The sequence below is a fragment of the Sinorhizobium psoraleae genome, assembly GCF_013283645.1.
Classification (GTDB): domain Bacteria; phylum Pseudomonadota; class Alphaproteobacteria; order Rhizobiales; family Rhizobiaceae; genus Sinorhizobium; species Sinorhizobium psoraleae.
This window is the reverse complement of the sequence record NZ_JABEKV010000002.1, coordinates 339,879-356,944: the sequence shown is the minus strand read 5'-3', so window position 1 is coordinate 356,944 and position 17,066 is coordinate 339,879. Positions and strand designations below refer to the sequence as shown.

Annotated in this window: 20 protein-coding genes; 13 read left to right on the top strand and 7 right to left on the bottom strand. The window is 60.6% G+C overall.

Annotation, left to right across the window (positions count from 1 at the left end):
• From ILFOPFJJ_RS10530 to mucR, 5 genes are all read left to right on the top strand, one after another.
• On the top strand, positions 1-1,560 hold the full coding sequence (locus ILFOPFJJ_RS10530) for a Na+/H+ antiporter subunit D (protein WP_173510500.1): 1,560 nt from the start codon (positions 1-3) through the stop codon (positions 1,558-1,560).
• A complete protein-coding gene (locus ILFOPFJJ_RS10525; protein WP_173510499.1) occupies positions 1,557-2,033 on the top strand; it encodes a Na+/H+ antiporter subunit E in 477 nt (158 codons plus the stop codon). Before ILFOPFJJ_RS10530 ends, ILFOPFJJ_RS10525 begins: the two co-directional genes overlap by 4 nt.
• Complete coding sequence (locus ILFOPFJJ_RS10520) at positions 2,030-2,404, top strand: cation:proton antiporter (RefSeq protein WP_173511486.1); 375 nt, start codon at positions 2,030-2,032, stop codon at positions 2,402-2,404. The genes ILFOPFJJ_RS10525 and ILFOPFJJ_RS10520 overlap by 4 nt, the downstream gene beginning before the upstream one ends.
• Positions 2,404-2,763: a monovalent cation/H(+) antiporter subunit G gene (gene mnhG, locus ILFOPFJJ_RS10515; protein ID WP_173510498.1), complete on the top strand. Its 360-nt coding sequence runs from the start codon at positions 2,404-2,406 to the stop codon at positions 2,761-2,763. The genes ILFOPFJJ_RS10520 and mnhG overlap by 1 nt, the downstream gene beginning before the upstream one ends.
• A gap of 406 nt (positions 2,764-3,169) precedes the next feature.
• Positions 3,170-3,601, top strand: a complete 432-nt coding sequence (mucR, locus tag ILFOPFJJ_RS10510; protein ID WP_153442114.1) for an exopolysaccharide biosynthesis transcriptional regulator MucR — start codon at positions 3,170-3,172, stop codon at positions 3,599-3,601.
• Between the two features lie 240 nt (positions 3,602-3,841).
• Here the strand turns inward: mucR and ILFOPFJJ_RS10505 are convergent, their stop codons facing one another.
• A complete protein-coding gene (locus ILFOPFJJ_RS10505) occupies positions 3,842-4,264 on the bottom strand; it encodes a SufE family protein (protein WP_173510497.1) in 423 nt (140 codons plus the stop codon).
• 360 nt (positions 4,265-4,624) lie between these two features.
• Entirely contained in the window at positions 4,625-5,056 is a 432-nt protein-coding gene (locus ILFOPFJJ_RS10500; protein ID WP_173510496.1) for a DUF5330 domain-containing protein, read from the bottom strand.
• Between the two features lie 630 nt (positions 5,057-5,686).
• Here ILFOPFJJ_RS10500 and ILFOPFJJ_RS10495 point away from each other — a divergent pair.
• The 3 genes from ILFOPFJJ_RS10495 (at position 5,687) to ILFOPFJJ_RS10485 (ending at position 8,599) form a co-directional block, all read left to right on the top strand.
• On the top strand, positions 5,687-7,240 hold the full coding sequence (locus ILFOPFJJ_RS10495; protein ID WP_173511485.1) for a sensor histidine kinase: 1,554 nt from the start codon (positions 5,687-5,689) through the stop codon (positions 7,238-7,240).
• Positions 7,212-8,147, top strand: coding sequence for a peptidoglycan-binding domain-containing protein (locus ILFOPFJJ_RS10490; protein ID WP_173510495.1), 936 nt, complete (start codon positions 7,212-7,214; stop codon positions 8,145-8,147). The genes ILFOPFJJ_RS10495 and ILFOPFJJ_RS10490 overlap by 29 nt, the downstream gene beginning before the upstream one ends.
• 92 nt (positions 8,148-8,239) lie before the next feature.
• Entirely contained in the window at positions 8,240-8,599 is a 360-nt protein-coding gene (locus ILFOPFJJ_RS10485) for a DUF1491 family protein (RefSeq protein ID WP_173510494.1), read from the top strand.
• 30 nt (positions 8,600-8,629) lie between these two features.
• On the opposite strand, the gene ILFOPFJJ_RS10480 is transcribed toward ILFOPFJJ_RS10485, so the two are convergent.
• On the bottom strand, positions 8,630-9,706 hold the full coding sequence (locus ILFOPFJJ_RS10480; protein WP_173511484.1) for a DUF2336 domain-containing protein: 1,077 nt from the start codon (positions 9,704-9,706) through the stop codon (positions 8,630-8,632).
• A gap of 270 nt (positions 9,707-9,976) precedes the next feature.
• Between ILFOPFJJ_RS10480 and ILFOPFJJ_RS10475 the strand changes: the two genes are divergently transcribed.
• From ILFOPFJJ_RS10475 to ILFOPFJJ_RS10465, 3 genes are all read left to right on the top strand, one after another.
• On the top strand, positions 9,977-10,621 hold the full coding sequence (locus tag ILFOPFJJ_RS10475) for an SH3 domain-containing protein (protein ID WP_173510493.1): 645 nt from the start codon (positions 9,977-9,979) through the stop codon (positions 10,619-10,621).
• Positions 10,622-10,822: 201 nt separating this feature from the next.
• Positions 10,823-11,107, top strand: coding sequence for a hypothetical protein (locus ILFOPFJJ_RS10470; protein ID WP_173510492.1), 285 nt, complete (start codon positions 10,823-10,825; stop codon positions 11,105-11,107).
• A gap of 331 nt (positions 11,108-11,438) precedes the next feature.
• On the top strand, positions 11,439-11,609 hold the full coding sequence (locus ILFOPFJJ_RS10465) for a hypothetical protein (protein ID WP_173510491.1): 171 nt from the start codon (positions 11,439-11,441) through the stop codon (positions 11,607-11,609).
• A 257-nt stretch (positions 11,610-11,866) separates the two neighbouring features.
• On the opposite strand, the gene ILFOPFJJ_RS10460 is transcribed toward ILFOPFJJ_RS10465, so the two are convergent.
• The 3 genes from ILFOPFJJ_RS10460 to ILFOPFJJ_RS10450 all read right to left on the bottom strand — a co-directional run bounded on the left by ILFOPFJJ_RS10460 (position 11,867) and on the right by ILFOPFJJ_RS10450 (position 15,361).
• Positions 11,867-12,412: a DUF1254 domain-containing protein gene (locus ILFOPFJJ_RS10460; RefSeq protein ID WP_173510490.1), complete on the bottom strand. Its 546-nt coding sequence runs from the start codon at positions 12,410-12,412 to the stop codon at positions 11,867-11,869.
• Positions 12,405-12,992: a DUF1214 domain-containing protein gene (locus tag ILFOPFJJ_RS10455; RefSeq protein ID WP_173510489.1), complete on the bottom strand. Its 588-nt coding sequence runs from the start codon at positions 12,990-12,992 to the stop codon at positions 12,405-12,407. Before ILFOPFJJ_RS10455 ends, ILFOPFJJ_RS10460 begins: the two co-directional genes overlap by 8 nt.
• Before the next feature lie 89 nt (positions 12,993-13,081).
• On the bottom strand, positions 13,082-15,361 hold the full coding sequence (locus ILFOPFJJ_RS10450; protein ID WP_210267392.1) for a transglycosylase domain-containing protein: 2,280 nt from the start codon (positions 15,359-15,361) through the stop codon (positions 13,082-13,084).
• Between the two features lie 81 nt (positions 15,362-15,442).
• Here ILFOPFJJ_RS10450 and ILFOPFJJ_RS10445 point away from each other — a divergent pair, with 81 nt between their 5' ends.
• Positions 15,443-15,910, top strand: coding sequence for a YcgN family cysteine cluster protein (locus tag ILFOPFJJ_RS10445; RefSeq protein ID WP_173511483.1), 468 nt, complete (start codon positions 15,443-15,445; stop codon positions 15,908-15,910).
• Positions 15,911-15,964: 54 nt separating this feature from the next.
• Here the strand turns inward: ILFOPFJJ_RS10445 and ILFOPFJJ_RS10440 are convergent, their stop codons facing one another.
• Complete coding sequence (locus ILFOPFJJ_RS10440) at positions 15,965-16,300, bottom strand: MmcQ/YjbR family DNA-binding protein (protein ID WP_173510487.1); 336 nt, start codon at positions 16,298-16,300, stop codon at positions 15,965-15,967.
• A 14-nt stretch (positions 16,301-16,314) separates the two neighbouring features.
• Between ILFOPFJJ_RS10440 and ILFOPFJJ_RS10435 the strand changes: the two genes are divergently transcribed.
• Positions 16,315-16,686 (top strand): hypothetical protein, encoded by a 372-nt coding sequence (locus ILFOPFJJ_RS10435; RefSeq protein ID WP_173510486.1) that lies wholly within the window; start codon positions 16,315-16,317, stop codon positions 16,684-16,686.
• Positions 16,687-17,066: the final 380 nt, after the last annotated feature.

Genomic DNA, 17,066 nt, shown 5'->3' with positions numbered 1-17,066 from the left:
ATGGCTGTCCCGACCTCATCATCCGTCGATCTTTCCGCCGCGCTCGTTCTCGGACCGGCGACTGTTGCCGATTGGCTGGTGATCCTGCCGGTTGCCTGGTGCTTCGCCGTCGGTGCATTGCTGGTCATGCTGCGCCGCGCGGTCAACCTCCACCCGATCATGGCGATCGCCGGGCTTGGGGGACTTGTGCTGATCGATGGCCTCCTGCTTGGGCATGTGGCGACGGCCGGGCCGGTGACCATGGTGATGGGCCGATGGTTGCCGCCCTTCGGCATTGCCTTCACGGTCGATCTAACGGGAGCGCTCTTTGCTCTGGTCGCCGCGATCGTCGCGCTCGCTGGCGGTATCTTCTCGCTCGCCGATATCAACGACAGTGGCCGGCGTTATGGCTTCTATCCGTTCCTGATGTTGCTGATGGCGGGTGTTTCCGGAGCCTTCCTGACAGGGGACGTGTTCAATCTCTACGTCTGGTTCGAGGTTCTGCTGATCTCGTCCTTCGGTCTTCTGGTTCTCGGTTCGGAGCCCGAGCAGATCGACGGCACCGTGAAGTATGGCTTCCTGAATCTCGTGGCAACGACGCTGTTCCTGGTTGCGACGGGATATCTTTATGCCGTGTTCGGGACGCTGAACATGGCCGACATCGCGCGCAAGGCGGAAGGATTACGGGGCAGCGCGCCGCTGATGACGCTGACGGCGCTCTACGTGCTGGCCTTCGGCATGAAAGCCGCGGCTTTTCCCGTGAATTTTTGGTTGCCTGCCTCCTACCATACGCCGCGTGTCGTCGTGTCGGCGCTTTTTGCCGGCCTGCTCACCAAGGTCGGTATTTACGCGCTGATCCGTGTGATGGTGATGCTTTTCCCGGTGGAAAGAGAAGAGTGGAGCTTCGTCATGGCGCTTGCCGGAGCATTGACGATGATCGTCGGCGTAATCGGCGCTCTGGCGCAGACGGACTTCCGCCGCATCCTCGGCTATCTCGTCGTATCAGGAATCGGATCGATGTTGGCGGGGATTGCCATCGGCGGCCCTGGCGGCATCGGCGGCGCGATCTTCTACGCACTGCATTCGATGCTGGTGATGACGGGCCTCTACTTCGCCGCCGGGATCGCCGCGCGGCTCGGCGGGGGCTCTTCCATCGCGACCCTGTCGGGCCTCTATCGAAAGAACGTGGGATTTGCCGCGCTGACCTTGATGTTGTGCTTCGCCGTTTCCGGGCTGCCACCCTTTTCCGGCTTCTGGCCGAAGGTCATGCTCGTCAAGGCGGCGCTCGACATCGGCGCCTGGTGGCTTGCAGCGGCGCTCCTTTTCGCCGGTTTCTGCACGCTGATTGCGACCGGGCGGCTGTTCCTGCTCGCCTACTGGCGTGACGAAGCCGGTCCGGTGGTCGAGGCTGTGCGACTGCCCTCGACCTTGTTGGCGCCGCTTGCGGCACTCTCCCTTCTCACGCTCGGGATCGGCCTCTACCCGGAGCCGCTGCTGGCGACGATCCAGAGTGCCGCCGCCGGGCTTGCGGAGCCCTCTGCCTATCTGAATTCGGTCTTTCCCGCGGGAGGCCTGCAATGAAGTTTCTTGCGATCAACCTGATCTTCACCATCGTCTGGGGCGCCATCAGCTCGAGCTTCAGCCCCGCAAATCTCATGCTCGGCTTTCTGGCCGGCGCGCTGTCGCTCGCGCTCATCCGCCGTGAGTTGCAGCCTGTCACGTATCCGATAAGACCTCTGCGGGTGCTGCTCCTCATGCTGCTCTTCTTCAAGGAGCTTGCCGTTTCCGCGACCAAGGTCGCCATTCTCGTCATGCAGCCGAAGATGGTGCTGAAGCCCGGCATCTTCGCCTATCCGCTGATGCTGAAAAGCGATTTCGAGATCACCCTGCTCGCCAATCTCATCACTCTGACGCCGGGAACCCTTTCGGTCGACGTTTCCGACGATCGCAAGACCCTTTACGTCCATGCGCTTGACTGCGCCGACCCCGGCGCTCTTCGGCAGGACATCGCGCGTGGCTTCGAGCGCCGTATCCGGGAGGCCTTCGGATGGTGACGCCCGATGCTGTGCTTTCCGTAGCGATCGACTTCGCGCTGGTGCTCCTGTCCGTCGCGCTGCTGATGACGGTGTTGCGCATCGTTAGGGGCCCCGCCTTGCCGGACCGCGTTCTCGGGCTCGATATGCTCGTGGCGATCGCGATCGGCTTCATCGCAGTGATCGCCATCAAGACTGGCTTCAGCCTCTACATCGACATCGCAATCGCCTTGGGTCTGGTCGGCTTTCTCGCGACCGTCGCCTTTGCCCGTTTCGTTCTGGCGCGCGGACTCGCGCCGGAACAGGCCGCGGAGGGCGCGTCTGCCAAGGGGTCCCCGAAGCGCGGCAAGGCCGTCCAGGCGCCACGCCGCAAACGCCGAGGAACACGTTGATGGAAGCGCAAGTCAATGCGGCAGTCGCTCTCGTCGTCGCGCTGATCGTCGTCGTCGGTGCCGCCTTCTCTCTGCTGGCGGCATTGGGGATCGTTCGGTTTCCTGATCTCTACACGCGCATGCATGCGGCGTCGAAGGCGGGTACCATCGGTTCCGGCCTGCTGCTACTTGCCGCTGGGTTGCATTCCCTTGACGGCGCGATTTTCGTGCGTGCGCTTGCCGGTTTTGTGTTCTTCATTCTGACGGCGCCGATCTCCGCCCATCTTTTGGCCAAGGCCGCGCACCAGGCGGGTTACAGACTGACGAAACTGTCGGTGATAGATCAGCTTCCGCAAAAGGAAGAGGCGCGGCGGCTTTGATCGGCATCGTTGCTGTGTCTGTATTTCAGAACAATACCATGCGCGGTGACAATTTTAGCAGTTCGGAATTAAGTTGCTGCGGTACCATAAAATTATGTTTGGACTTTTCGACGATCAGTGTTAATGCAGTAAATGCAAAGTGTCGTCGTGGAAAATACTTTGAACTGAAATTCCAGCTTGAGTTGTGAATATTATCCGTTGCTTTGAGGTGTCGGTTGTCTGGATGCCTTGGTGACGGGTTTCGCTATCCCAATTCGAGCCTTGATGTTGCGGCAGAACATTGGTCCTCGCCGTGCAGTTATCGGTCAATTCCAAGGCAGCCGACGCTGTTCGGCGGCATTTTCGCGAATTCCTCCCTCTGAAACATTGTTTCAGATTTGTTGCTGGATTCCGATAGGAGAAAGAAATGATAGAAACCACGCCCGGCGCGAGCCATGAACTCCTGGTTGAGTTGACGGCGGAAATCGTTGCCGCCTATGTAAGCAATCACGTGGTTCCCGTTGCCGAGCTTCCGACGCTCATTGCCGATGTTCATTCGGCGCTCAACAACACGACGGCTCCTGCTCCGGTGGTGGTTCCGGTCGAGAAGCCGAAGCCTGCCGTTTCCGTGCGCAAGTCGGTTCAGGATGATCAGATCACCTGCCTCGAATGCGGCGGCACGTTCAAGTCGCTGAAGCGCCATCTGATGACCCATCACAATCTTTCGCCGGAAGAGTATCGCGAAAAGTGGGACCTGCCCGCGGACTACCCGATGGTTGCACCCGCCTATGCGGAAGCCCGTTCGCGCCTCGCGAAGGAGATGGGCCTCGGACAGCGTCGCAAGCGGCGCGGCAAGTGAAGCCCTGTCACGGCGCCGCGCGTCCAATCGGACGCGCAAGGGTCGCTGTAGCACTTTGTCCTTAAATCGATTCCGATTTAAGGAAGCACGCGGTAGAAGCAATCCCAGAATGAGTGCGTAACCGTTTTCCGTCCGGAATTGCGTATGGACGAATGCGCGGATTTCATCTCGGGAAAGGGTCGGGCTGAACGAGCCCGGCCTTTTTCGTTACGGCCTCTGACTGAGCGACACCGAGCGGTCTCAGGCTGCGAGCCGGACCTCCGCCTCGCTCTTGATCCGCCGGACCATCGAACGCAGGCCATTGGCGCGCTGCGCCGACAGATGTTCGATAAGGCCGATTTTGCCGAAGACCTCGAGGGCGTCGAGCTGCGCGATTTCGGAGGCATGCTTGCCAGAATAGATGGCGAGAGCGATCGCCACCAGGCCCCGGACGATATGGGCGTCGGATTCCCCCTCAAAGGTGAGGACGGGGTTCCCCGGATCACCGGCCGTGTGCGTCACAAGCCACACCTGGCTCGCACAGCCCTGCACCTTGTTCTCGCTCGTTCGCAGCGCCTCCGGCATCTCCGGCAGGCTCTTGCCCAGTTCGATCACATAGCGGTAGCGGTCCTCCCACTCGTCGAGGAAGGAAAAGTCGTCGATGATCTGGTCAAGTGAAGTCATGGTCCGTCCGATTCTCGGCACCCTTTCGCGGCCGGCTGTCGCCGCGCGAGAGTCGCGCCTTGCTTGGTCCCGTGCCCTCCGGGTCATCGGGTCTCTTTCACCCCTTCATATAGGAGATGCAGGGGGCAAAGAGAACATCCAATAGCATTTCGGGCGTGAACAACGCCATCTTCCGCGATGGGAAGCGCAGGGCTGATAAGGGGCCAGGACGGCGCGCCGCACGGACATCGGGAACTGACGACTTTCGTCCCATTCCGTTCATAAAGAAACGCCGCGAAGGATGAACCCCTCGCGGCGGCCGAAACGGGACGGCTAATCAGGCAGTTGGAACTTCACGGTATGCGACTGTCGAAGCTGCTGTTATTGGGCCAGAGCGGCGTCGGGATCGAGACGCTTCTCCGGAACCGGCGTGCGCTTGAAGGTCGGCGCGCCCTCGATCGCTTCTTCATGCAAATTGTCCGCAGGGGCGACCGTTCCCGTCATGATCTTGGCGTCGGGCGCGCCGGAACCGGTTTCCGCGAACTGCGTGTCGAGGAATTCGTAAGCGATGCGCGCGCCCTCACGGGCACGATGGCCGAGCGCAACGAAAGTCTCGGCGCCTTTCTCGCAAACGTCGGGCTTCTGGACGCAGATGGCGCTGATATATTGGAACGCCTCGTTGGCCGCGGAGAAGGTGTCGCCGATCTCCACCTTCGGTCCGTGCTGCAGCGTCTCCGTGCTCGAGGGATCGAGGAACGGCAGGAGGACGAGAACCAGAGAAAACCAGAATGCTGCCTTGACGAGAAACCACATGTTCTGCCCATCCTTCGTTCGGCTGCCGCAGTTTCCGGTCTTTTAGCCGGTCTTGGCTTATCGGCAGTCCTGGACGCCAAGTATCTACACGCGCCCGCTTGCATCTGCTTCACGTTCGGAACCGTCACCGTCCGGCTCCTCCGTGTGTTGACACAGACTTTAGAGTGGGAATCACAAGGGCGCTTTTCCAAAATTAGTGGAATTTGTCTCGAATTTTAATGAAATGCGCGATTTCGGTATCCGAGACTGCATTTACATCAAATTTTAGCGAATACCGTTAAGGTTCGTGGCAAGGCTCGCGGCACCGACCGCCCGTGGCGCGGGCGATGGGCCTTCGATGCCCCGCCCAAATTGTTAATGGGAACCGGAAAATCTACAGAAATCCGACGCTTACGCCCTGTTAACCACAAGGAACGAAGCTCACCGGAATTGCTCCAAAACAGGATTTTTCGCTCGTTTGGCGGCCGCTCGCCGGTGGCCGGTTTATTCTTTCATTAAGTCGGGGATGCGAGATTCGGACCATCACGAGACAGCCCGGCCAAACCTCCTGCGAAAGCGTAACAGGCGTTCCGGATCGGCTCGAAAGAAACAACAAAGGTGGCAGGGCAAAGCGTGAGTGTATTGCGTGACATGGCTGGCAGATGGGCATCCCGTGTGGATGAAGCTGCCGCCGCCGCGTGGCTGCCGCACCGTGACTTCAAGCGTCTACGTGCGGTCGCGGCCGTCTCTCTGACGGCTCTGCCGGTCGTGCCGCTGGCGCTGATGGTTGTGCTGCCGGTTTCCGCCGCCTTGCCGGTGGGAACCGCGCTCTGGGCTTCGGCATCGCTGTTGGCCTCGGCCGCTGCCATTGGGGGGGACCGCTCGTTGGAGTCATATGGTGGTGGACAGCCCAAGATCACCATGGCGCCTGCCGATCTTTCAGCGGCTTACGATCTCTTCTCCGGTCTCGTCACGGTTCATGACCTGCGCGGCAACGTGCTCTCCGTTCACGGTCGCGATGCTGCTGAGTATCTGACTCTGATGCGCGATCCTTGCGGTCGCGGGTTCATCGAGCAGATCCACGTCTCCGATCGGATTACCTTTCTGCGCGCAATCGATGCGCTGCGCCAGAATGGCGAGAGATCGGCGGTCGATATCCGCCTTGAGCGGCTGTCGGCGCCCGCCGAGGGAGCACAGTTTGTGCACATGCGTTGCGAGATGACCCCGGTTCGGGATGCCGAGGATCGGCTGACGGCCATCGTCGTCCAATCCCGGGACGTCTCCGAGGAGGCCCGGCTGCGGGAGGAGGCGGCCGCCAAGGCAGCGTATGCCGAATCGGCAAATGATGCGAAAACTCGTTTTCTCGCGGCTGTCAGCCACGAGTTGCGCACTCCGCTCAACGCCATCCTCGGCTTTTCGGATGTTCTCGCCGGCGAATATTTCGGGAAACTGGAGAACGACAGGCAGCGCGAATATGTCTCGCTGATCCACAAGTCCGGCGCCCACCTCCTGTCCGTCGTCAACACGATGCTTGACATGAGCAAGATAGAGGCCGGCCGCTACGAGCTTATTCCGGAGCCCTTCCGCGTGGCCGATGCCGTTGCCGCTTGCGAGGCGATGCTTTCCCATCAGGCGCGCGAAAAGGGCGTAAGGCTGGCAAGCCGCGTCACGCGTGCGGTTGGCGAAATCAATGCCGATCAACGCGCGTTTCAGCAAATTATGATCAACCTCGTCGGCAACGCGATCAAATTTACCGATCAGGGGGGACTGGTCACCATCGATGCCGAAACCGAGGGTGCAATGCTGAAGCTCACCGTGAGCGACACGGGGATAGGCATTGCCGAAGACAAACTGCAGATGCTCGGCCAACCTTTCGTCCAGATTCAGAATGACTATACACGCCGTTATGAGGGTACGGGGCTCGGATTGTCTTTGGTGAAGGGGTTGGTCACACTGCACGGGGGCAATGTTTCGATCCGCAGTTCCGAAGGCGAGGGGACGGTCATCGTCGTTTCGATCCCGCGTGACGGATCCGGCATTGCGAACGGCGAACGGGAGCAGGCGAGCATTCCCGTCACGGTGGAATTCCCGCCGCGGCTTAAAGAGCGCGGCGAAGGGACGACGCGTCTGCGGGATATCGATCTTCAAGGCGAGGGAATGAACAAGGACCGGGGACATGGCTCCGCGCAAGCGCAAACAGCCTGAGCGGAAGAGGGCGGCACAAACTCGACCGGGTCTCGCGTTGCGCGGCCTGGCCGCTGCTGCTCGCGGGCTTGCGTTTGCCGGCAGAATGATGGCGCGCCATCCTGTTGGCGCCGGTGGATCGGCTGCCTTCATCGTCATCTTCAGCTTCGTTGCGGCGAACGCCATGTGGTATCAGCATGGCGCGCACCCGTCGCCGCTCCTGCGCACGCGCGTCCCGCTGGTCGGCCCTGAAGTTGCCGAGCGTCTGGCGGCTGCCAATGGTGAGCCGGTCGAGCCGCGCAACGTAACGACCTTCGTCATCGAACGTGAAGGCGCGGCAGCTGCTCAGGGCGAACAGACCGAACGGCAGCGCGGGCTGGTGGAAACGGCGTCGCCGGCGCATGCGTCCGCCTCGACCCTTACCGCGGACATTCAGAGAGAGTTGGCGCGCCTCGGTCTTTATGAGGGAGCGCCGGATGGGCGGAGCGGCCCGAAGACGTCAGCCGCGATCCTCCGTTTTGAAAAGCAGGCCGGGCGCATGCAAACCGGCGAAGCGAGCGGCGATCTGTTGCAGGCGCTGCGTGCGGCGGACAATTCGGAGCGCGCTGTCGTCACCCCTGCCGATCGTCCTTATTCGGATCCCAAGACCGCGCCCGCCGAGGTCGATCCCGTCGCCGCGGCGATCCGTACCGCCGAAGAGGACAAGACGCTCCTTCCTCGGGCCGAGATTCCGGTCTCGAGCGAACTGGTGGTGAGCATTCAGAAGGGGCTCAGCAATCTTGCCTATGCCGACATCGTGGTCGATGGCGTCGCTGGCGATCAAACGCGCGCTGCCATCCGGCATTTCGAAAAGCACTACCGCCTGCCGCAGACGGGTGAACCCAATGCGAAGGTTCTCAAGAAACTAAAGGAAATCGGCGCCCTTTGAGCTGCATCGACGTCTAAAATCGTGACTTCTATCGGCTGCCGGCGATTTGCCGGCCAATTGCATGCGGGTGATCTCGCGTGTATCAGCCTTGAATGCGCCTGAAATCCGATATCTTCGTATCCTCCCTGCTGCGCCGCGTCTTTGCGCTCGGTGGCTATGCCGCCGTGCTGCGCAAGGGCGCGCAAGAGGCCGGTGCAATCTTTATCCGTCAGCGCTCGCGGCTTGGGCTGGAGACCCTCTACGCGCCCGCGCCGCAGAACTTCTTCGAGGAGGAAGCCAATCCGGGCCGCAAGTTCGAGATGCGGCTGCAGAATGCCGATGCGGGACGCGTCGACAGTGCGCTTTCCTCGGAGATCCGCTTCGATCCTGATTGCTGGATCGTAGAGATCGAACTGGACGATTGCGATGGCCTGTTCGAGATCGTGGCCAACCACGTCGACCCCCGGCGATAACGTCGCCGCCTGTCAGCAGAGTTCCATCACTTACCGTAGGCCGAAGCCTCTCATGGACTGGGCGGTGCTGCGATTGCCGACGACCGGACGAGCGTCTTGCTGACGAGGGTCGGAGACACGGTTGTCGGCGAGATGGGCCTCATGGCGCACCCGCTCGGCGCCGCCATGACTATCCGCACGCAGCCAGGACTCCACCCGTTCGATGCTGGCTTTCCTCGCAACGGTCCCAATCAAGGCTGTGGCGCGCGTGCCGCCACCGAGCCTTTCGGAAAGGTCGGGATAGAGCGCCTCGAGGAGAGCACCCATTTCACCGGCTGGGAAGTCGAGCGCAGAAAGGGTCGCGGCGAGCTGCTGGCCGGAAACGTCCAAGAGGATCCGCTCGGCAAGCGCGCGGCTCGCCTGCAGTGCGTCGGCGAGAGCATTCGCGAAGAGAACCGCTTCGCCGCTGCGGGCAAATCGCATGAGCAACGCCTGATGGAGTTCGTCGATCGGCCGAATGAGGGACGTGGCCTCCCGCGGCTCGGCCCGCACCAATGCCTTGATTTCCTCGCGCAGCTTGTCTTCGCGGGCGATGCGATCGGAGAAGGAGCTCTCCTCGGCCGGTGCCGATGCAACTGCAACGCTTGTTTCCGACTGATTCGCACTCGTGCCGGACTCCTCGCTCGGATGCCCCGCCTGATGATGCTCGACCAGGGCATCGACCACGGAGGTCGAAAGACTTTCCCGGCGCGCGATTGCGCCGGCGTGGGCCGGTCCTTGCCGGCGGATGATGGAAATCAGCACCCGATCGGAAATTGCCTTGGACCGGGTCAGGAAGGTAGCCGCGATGGAAATCGGCATGCTGCCGATCAGCAGGGCGACAGGTTCGGGCACATGCGCACACTGTGAAAGCGCGGCGGCCGCCTGACGACGGGCCTCGTTGCTGGAGGCAAGGAACAGCGGTTCGAACAACTCGGCAAACTGCTTCATGTCCGACTTGCGCGGGATGCGAAGGCTCTCGAAGCCGGTGACGGTCGCCATCAGCACGACGTCCTTCAGCCGCCCCGTCTGCGGCCTTTCCAACTCACGAAACCGGTTCGTCACAATTGATCCTTGCACGCAAAACACGATCGCCATCGCCGATGGCCCGTAACGGCACACGTCATTCAAAATAGATCTAAAACGTTAGCGTAGCATTAACTATGGACGTTGGGGCTTTATTCAGGCTTGCGGCGCTGTCGTGGCGACGCGGAATTTTGCTCGATCCACAGAGGTGGCATTCCGGGGGCCGCATTCAGCCTTAAAAACTCCACATGCTCTTCTATCTGATCCGCAGATCGGTGAAGGGCTGGTGCCCGCCGAAGGGTCCGAAGATGGCCTCGTATGGGAGATAGATTTGTGAAAAATGCGTTTTTTCGGGCGGCGGCTGTTTGTGCGCTCTTCCTCTTCCCCGCGGTTGCCGAAGCTGCGGGAGGCTTTGCCACCGCCAACGTCAACATGCGATCCGGGCCGAGCACGCGCTATCCGGCCGTGACCGTCATTCCCGCGGGCGAATCGGTGGAAATCCACGGCTGCCTGGCGGACCTGCCCTGGTGCGATGTTTCGTTCTACGGCGGGCGTGGGTGGGTTGCCGGCCGATATGTACAGGCCGTCTACCGCAGCAACAGGGTTTATCTGGAGCCGGAATATTATCGCCCCCTCGGGATCCCGACGGTCGTCTTCCAATTCGATCGCTATTGGGATCGCAATTACCGGGGCCGCGACTTCTATCGTGACCGTGATCGCTGGCGCCGTGGTCCCGATTGGGCCGAGGAAAGGGACCGGCGAGACTGGCAGCGTCGTGAGTGGGAACGCAGGCAGGTGAGCGAGGAGCGCCGGGAATGGTATCGCGACCGCGACGATGCGCAATGGGACGAGTTCGATGCGAATTATCGAGGCATCCGCAGGCGCGAGGACGAGCGCCAACTGCGCGACGCCGGACGTGATGAAATCAGAAGGGTTCCGGAGTGTGACTTCAACGACGTCTCGTGTGAGAACGACTGAAGTGCGCAGCCCTCCTGGCGATCGCGGGTACCGCCGGAAGTCGGGCGCGACACGCTGATAGAGAGAAGGTCTGACACGATTTGAAGGGGCGGGCGGCAACTGCCGCTCGGCCCTTTTTTGTTCGCTCTATTTGCGTTGCCTCGGCGGGAACCAAATCCAGTTTCGGCGCGTTGACATCGCGCGAAGATAAGGAGCGATGAAATGGCGGAGAAGAAGTTGGCAGCCGTCGGGGCGGAAGCGGATGCTGAAACGCGTACTGCGGGTGCGCAGGCGGAACTGGAGGCGCAGATCGCAGACCTCAGAACCGAGATTGCCCGGCTGACAGAGACGGTATCGGCAATCGGCACCGGTGCTAGGGCGGTCGTGCAGGGAGAAGCCGAGTTGATGACGGAGCGGGTACGGGAACGCGTCCGCGAGGAACCGATTTCAACCCTGCTGACAGTCGCGGGTGTTGCCTTCCTGTTCGGAGTGCTTGCGAGGCGCTGACCACAATTCCAGACATGCCCGTATGCAAGTCGAATGAACTATCGGCACGGGGCACGTGTGCCGTCAGAGGAATAGAGCACCAAAAAGGGGGGAAGCACGATGAGTTTAAGATAGTGTTAACTAGGCTATGGCTCAATCGGGATGGACCGGCTATCATCGGTCCGGCATCTGATATGAACCGAAACAACGTCCGGGTAACCGGAAGAAGGAGCAGATGAGAAGGGCGCGTCTGTCCAGGGAGCTCAGCCTTTGGAAAATGCGTCAGCCCCACGGCGGGCAGGGTGAAATCGGTACGGTAGTTCATCCGTCTCATGGAAATACGGAGACGAGCATGGCAGACGTAATCAGAATGCAGGATCGCAAGGTCCAAAGGCCGCGAAGGCCGCCCGTGAAGTCGGGCAGCGCCACTGTGCTGTTGTTTACAGGTATCCGCTACGAGCGTCTCGACGGTCGCGGACCACAGCCCAACGCACCGGCAGGACGGCGGATCAAGAAGCAGTAGTTCATTGCGGCGTGCGGCATTGCCGCCCGCGCGGAATGCGGCCGCGTGAGCAAAGTCGTCACTTCAATACCCGGTATGCCGGGCACCTCCACCAACCATCATACGATACTGCGATCCGAAAAGCGTCGGATCGGCGCCGGACGCTCCGGCTTTGCGGAGTTCGTTAGATTGTCTTATTGCTTTCAGTGGACAGTGAGATGATCTAACGCCTTGAAAATACGCAATTCTGGACAAACCGTTACACACTTTTGCTGGCACTAGCGCCGGAACGGCTCGCAGCTCGACTCTGTCAGGAAATTGCGTACCTGTTCCTCGAAGCTCTCGAGCGGGGCCAAGGCTCGCAGAACAGCATAGCCTTCGTCATCCTTCATCTCGATCATGATAGATTGAGCCAGCGTCTCCGGCGGCGACTTGCGCAATTCGACAAGCTGGATAGGTGTGGCGACGACCAGATCCAGACTGCCGTTGACGGCGGTATGATCGTTCATGCTGAACACCTCGTTCGAGCTGCTGTCGAAGACCGAGAGCGACCAGAACGGCACCGTGCCGCGGGCGATGAAACGCGCCGGCGCCTCCGCGATCGAAAAGCTGCAGACGGCAGTCCGCAGATACGGATCACTGTTGTCGAGGCCAGTTATCCCCGGTTCCGCCGTCAATGGAAAGAAGCTGTCCATCTCCAGGAGGCCGAGCACGCGCGTATAGGCGTCCCGGCCGGTGAATTGCGGCAGCGCGAGCACGATGACGATATGCAGCAGCGCCGCACCAAACAGTCCGACGAGAATGGCGAACAGCGTGCTACGCATTTTCACATCCCGTCTTGACGATTTTCGGCATTGCAAGATCGATCAACCCGGACGAGCCGGCCGTCGGTGTATCGAGGAGGGTCAGCACGAGTTTAAAGCTGCCGCGGTGGCGGATCGCGAGCCAATTTTCCGGGTGAGCGACCGGCGAAACGTGAACGACGAAACTGCTGTCTTCAGCGCGCAGCACAGTCCAGGAGTTTACTGCCGACGGCAGATCCGGGCCGGGCCGCAAGGTTGCCCCTTCGGAGGTCGTCGCATAGAGGCTCCAAAAACGGGCAGGCGGCGTGATGCCCGAGATATCGTAGGAGCAGTTGGCCGACAGGCGGGCACCGCTGTCGTCGGTTGCAGCCGTGAAGATCAGCCCTTCTGCGCCGCCAAAGAGCAACTCGCCGGCCCGGGCGCGGTGCGCCTTTGCGTAGGGGTCCGCCGAGGCGGTCTGCGCCTCGGGGAACGCGACCCAGGGACCGATCGCAATCGAGCCGAAGCCGACGGTCGCCTTCAGCGCCCAGACAGCCGAGGTGATTCCGCCGCCGAAGGCGACGATCAGAGCAAGAGCGACAAGGAGGGGGATGCGAAACAAGGAGCGGCTCTATCTCGTTTGCCTGGCAGTTTGCGAAAGCCATGCGGCATGATCTTCATTCGTCAAGGAACGAATTTATAGCCGCAAAGTCAATTGCTTGTGGCACTCGTCGTAACGCGGTTCGGGGGATTGTCCGTCGGCGTATCGAGGACTGCGACCCTGCCGGAGCTCTTGTCGGGTGCTTTGAGCGGGGAGGCTTTTTCGAACGTTGCGCCGATCGCTTTCAATAGCCTGGTCACCTCGGCGGAGAGAGAGCGAGGGCGAACAAGCGGCGGAAGTGCATTTTCATCGGGCTTGGCATCCGCCACGGCTTCCGGCTCCTTGGTCGCGTCGGGAAGCGGGTTGTCGATGCCGGGGATCGCGCGATGCTCGATGCCCTGTTCGGCATAATCCATCAGCCGTTTGAAGGTCATCGCCGGCAGGGAGCCGCCCGTCATCTCGTCGGTCGACGTATAGTCGTCATTGCCGAACCAGACAGCGGTCGTGTAGTCGCCGGTGAAACCGATGAACCAGGCATCGCGGTAGGCCTGCGTGGTCCCGGTTTTTCCGCCGGTAACGATGCCGTTGTCGAGGGCCGCCCGCCGTGCTGTCCCTATCACTGGAATCTGGGTGAGAATGCGATTCATCGATGAGACCGCTTGCTCACTCAAGACCCGTCGCGCCGGCGGTGCATCGCGGCCGAAATCATAAAGAATGTCGCCGTCATAGTTGAGAATCTGGCTGATGCCGTGACGTCGCGACTGCAGGCCGCCCGCAGGAAAGACAGCGTAGGCGGTCGCCTGGTCGAGCACGGTCACCTCCGAGGTGCCGAGCGGCATGGTCTTGTCGGTGCGGATAGGTGTTTCGACACCCATCCTCTTCGCGGTGGCGGCGATGATCTCGGTGCCGAGCTTGTCCTTGGCCAGACGGACAGGCACGGTGTTGATTGATCTCGCCAGCGCATTCATCAAGGTGACGCGGCCGGCATACTTGCGGGCGTAGTTCTGCGGTGACCAGCCGCGCCACGTGATTGGCGCGTCGACGACCACCGTCTCCGGCGTCATACCCTTTTCCATCGCCGCAGCGTAGGTATAGACCTTGAAGGAGGAGCCCGGCTGCCGCAGTGCCCGGGTTGCGCGATTGAACTGGCTTTCGCCATAGTCGCGGCCGCCGACCATGGCACGTACGGCACCGCCGTTTTCCACCATGACGAGGGCGCCCTGCTTCACATTGTAGCTTTCGCCATACTGCCGAAGGCTCGACTCGACCGAATCCTCGGCTGCGTGTTGCAGACCCATGTCGATCGTCGTGCGCACGATAAGCGAGTGCTGCGCGAAGGGCGCGGCAATGCGCTGCACTTCGTCAAAAGCCCAGTCGAGGAAGAAGTCGGGAGCCTTCACCTGGGCGCGGTCGATCACCGTTGCAGGCGTGAGGCGGGCGGCAATCACTTGGCCCTCGGTCATCAGGCCGCCCTGGACCATGTTGGTGAGAACCTCGTTGGCGCGCCCGCGTGCTGCCGGCAGGTTCACATGCGGCGCATAGCGGGCCGGCGCCTTGAAGAGACCGGCAAGCATGGCGGATTCGGCGAGATTGACATCGGTGATCGCCTTGCCGAAATAGAACTGCGCGGCCGCCGCTGCTCCGAAGGTGCCGCCGCCCATATAGGCGCGGTCGAGGTAGAGGCGCAGGATTTCCTTCTTTGAAAGGTTGCATTCCAGCCACACGGCGAGGAAGGCCTCCTTGATCTTGCGCTCGATCGTGCGTTCGTTCGACAGGAACAGGTTCTTGGCAAGCTGCTGGGTAAGCGTCGAGCCGCCCTGGACCACGCCGCCTGCTCGGGCGTTCTCGGTCATGGCTCGTGCCAGGCCCAGAAAATCGATGCCCCAGTGATCGAAGAAACGCCGATCCTCGGTGGCGAGAACGGCCTTGATAAGATGATCCGGCAGTTCGTCGATCGGAACGGAGTCCTCATGGATGATGCCGCGGTGGCCGATCTCACTGCCGTAGCGGTCGAGGAAGGTAACGGCAAAGTCGCTTTGGGCGCGCCAATTGCCTTTGGTTTCCTCGAAAGCGGGCAAGGCCAAGGCCAGCATCAGCACGGAACCCGCCGTCCCCCACGTCGCCGTTTCTCCAAGCACTTCGAAAAGTGCCCTTTTCCAGCCGCGCATGCGAAAGCGCCGGAAGAAGATGGTCGTCTCTTCCCACCATTCGGCCAGCCGGAATCCGGCATTCCACACCGTCGAGTCGATCCAGGAATCGATTCTGAGAAAGGTGTGTCGCCTCTTCGGCCGGTTGTCCTCTTTCCTCGGTTCCCGCACGGCGTTCTTGTCCCGAAGGTTGACTGCCCCACAACGATATTTGCACGGGGCGAATTTCCAATCTACTTGCATATCGTGCTGCCGGCCTTAAAAAACCGGCAATTTTCTGTAAATGTTCCATGTCGGCATGGGAACAGACGAAAGTGTGACATGATGGGCGAAATGCCTTTCTGGAAAACCAAAAGCCTTGAAGAAATGAGCAATGCCGAGTGGGAAAGCCTCTGCGACGGCTGCGGGCTCTGTTGCCTGAACAAGCTCGAGGATTGGGATACGGGCGAGATCGCCTGGACGTCGATCCGGTGCACGCTGCTCGATGGTGGAAGCTGTCGTTGCAAGGATTACGACAACCGGCAGGCGACCGTACCGGATTGCATCCAGCTGACACCGAAGGTTGTGCATGAGATCTCATGGCTGCCGCCGACCTGCGCCTATCGACTGATCGGCGAGGGGAGGGATCTCTACTGGTGGCATCCGCTCGTTTCCGGCGACCCGGAAACCGTCCATGCGGCAGGAATATCGGTACGCGGACGCACTGTCGCGGAAGACGGCATCGATGTTGAAGATTACGAAGACTACCTGGTTACCTGGCCGCTGGAAGTGGGATTGGAAACCGCCCGCTGAGTTGGCGCTAAGAGTTGTTGCTCAGGTGGAGGGGCGGCGCAGAATGCGGTCCCGTCAAACGCCGCCGTTTTTCTTCACGAGGCTCTTCGGTGCGACGTTGCGCCACGCGGTTTCCATGGACTGCCGGATAAGCTCTTCGTCAGCGTCGACGAAATAGAACGACGTCCAGCCGCGCGCTCCCCAGCCGCCGGGGACCGCGGCGCAAACTCCGGGCTCCATTTCCAATAACATGCGCTGCTGATCGGGCGTGAACTTGAAGACCGCGCGGCCCGCCTCCGGCAGGGTCATGAAAATCCGCTTGCCCACGCGAAAATCCCGCGTTCCGAAATGGGCATTCTCTTGCGTTCCCGGCAGACTGAGCGCCAGCTTTTCGATCTCTTCGGTCAGCATGGTGGAAGAGTAGCATGGAATTGCGGATTGACAAAAAGGCCGCGACGGCCCTGTCGTCGACGCCAGGAAGCGTTCCGCCGCCGTTTTTCAAAGTGTGGCACCGCTGGACGAACGGCATTCGCCTCAGCGGTGCAGGGTATCATTCTGCAGGCGTAACGGGCTTTGGTGCAGGTTCGCCAACCGTGCGCATCTCGCGCCACTCGTTCTCGAAGCGATCTAGAAGCGATTGCGGAATCCTGGATTGCGGTGGTGCGGGCTGTTTGTTCGCGAACGTCTGCATCCGTTTCTCCTGGTTCGTTACGGTTCAAGGATGCAAAACCATTTCACATCATAAATGCGATGTAAATCAGTGGTTTAAATCACTTAAACGATTGAAAAATCTTTAAATCGATTAATCTCCGGCTGATCCACAAATTTGTCCTGCCGGCCTTCGACGAAGAATCGCCGGATCAAAGCTGGTCGTGGGCATGGGGAAATGACGCTTTTCCGGTCCCTCGGCGAAGACACGAACTCGCATTCAAAATTCGCTGACGCAACTTCTGAAAGATCGGACTCAATTCGTGAAAAAACGATCGTAAGCGACTCGGAAGAATCGCGAATCCACGGCGGCTAAAGCGCAGCGTTCCTGCCCTTTCAATGAGGTGGCTACGTTCAGTCGCTGGCAAACCACTTGATGTGACAATCGGCGACAAGCGGCGCCGGTCACGCCGGGCAATCTTTCGCGGCCGGAGGAATCGTTGCAATCTATGGTCGTTTTTCTGGTATA

Excerpts from the sequence above, each read along its gene's own strand:
- ILFOPFJJ_RS10530 (WP_173510500.1), top strand. The coding sequence starts at position 1 with ATGGCTGTCCCGACCTCATCATCCGTCGATCTTTCCGCCGCGCTCGTT.
- ILFOPFJJ_RS10525 (WP_173510499.1), top strand. The coding sequence starts at position 1,557 with ATGAAGTTTCTTGCGATCAACCTGATCTTCACCATCGTCTGGGGCGCC.
- mnhG (WP_173510498.1), top strand. The coding sequence starts at position 2,404 with ATGGAAGCGCAAGTCAATGCGGCAGTCGCTCTCGTCGTCGCGCTGATC.
- mucR (WP_153442114.1), top strand. The coding sequence starts at position 3,170 with ATGATAGAAACCACGCCCGGCGCGAGCCATGAACTCCTGGTTGAGTTG.
- ILFOPFJJ_RS10505 (WP_173510497.1), bottom strand. The coding sequence starts at position 4,264 with ATGACTTCACTTGACCAGATCATCGACGACTTTTCCTTCCTCGACGAG.
- ILFOPFJJ_RS10500 (WP_173510496.1), bottom strand. The coding sequence starts at position 5,056 with ATGTGGTTTCTCGTCAAGGCAGCATTCTGGTTTTCTCTGGTTCTCGTC.
- ILFOPFJJ_RS10495 (WP_173511485.1), top strand. The coding sequence starts at position 5,687 with ATGGCTGGCAGATGGGCATCCCGTGTGGATGAAGCTGCCGCCGCCGCG.
- ILFOPFJJ_RS10490 (WP_173510495.1), top strand. The coding sequence starts at position 7,212 with ATGGCTCCGCGCAAGCGCAAACAGCCTGAGCGGAAGAGGGCGGCACAA.
- ILFOPFJJ_RS10485 (WP_173510494.1), top strand. The coding sequence starts at position 8,240 with ATGCGCCTGAAATCCGATATCTTCGTATCCTCCCTGCTGCGCCGCGTC.
- ILFOPFJJ_RS10470 (WP_173510492.1), top strand. The coding sequence starts at position 10,823 with ATGGCGGAGAAGAAGTTGGCAGCCGTCGGGGCGGAAGCGGATGCTGAA.
- ILFOPFJJ_RS10465 (WP_173510491.1), top strand. The coding sequence starts at position 11,439 with ATGGCAGACGTAATCAGAATGCAGGATCGCAAGGTCCAAAGGCCGCGA.
- ILFOPFJJ_RS10460 (WP_173510490.1), bottom strand. The coding sequence starts at position 12,412 with ATGCGTAGCACGCTGTTCGCCATTCTCGTCGGACTGTTTGGTGCGGCG.
- ILFOPFJJ_RS10450 (WP_210267392.1), bottom strand. The coding sequence starts at position 15,361 with ATGCAAGTAGATTGGAAATTCGCCCCGTGCAAATATCGTTGTGGGGCA.
- ILFOPFJJ_RS10445 (WP_173511483.1), top strand. The coding sequence starts at position 15,443 with ATGGGCGAAATGCCTTTCTGGAAAACCAAAAGCCTTGAAGAAATGAGC.
- ILFOPFJJ_RS10440 (WP_173510487.1), bottom strand. The coding sequence starts at position 16,300 with ATGCTGACCGAAGAGATCGAAAAGCTGGCGCTCAGTCTGCCGGGAACG.
- ILFOPFJJ_RS10435 (WP_173510486.1), top strand. The coding sequence starts at position 16,315 with ATGGAATTGCGGATTGACAAAAAGGCCGCGACGGCCCTGTCGTCGACG.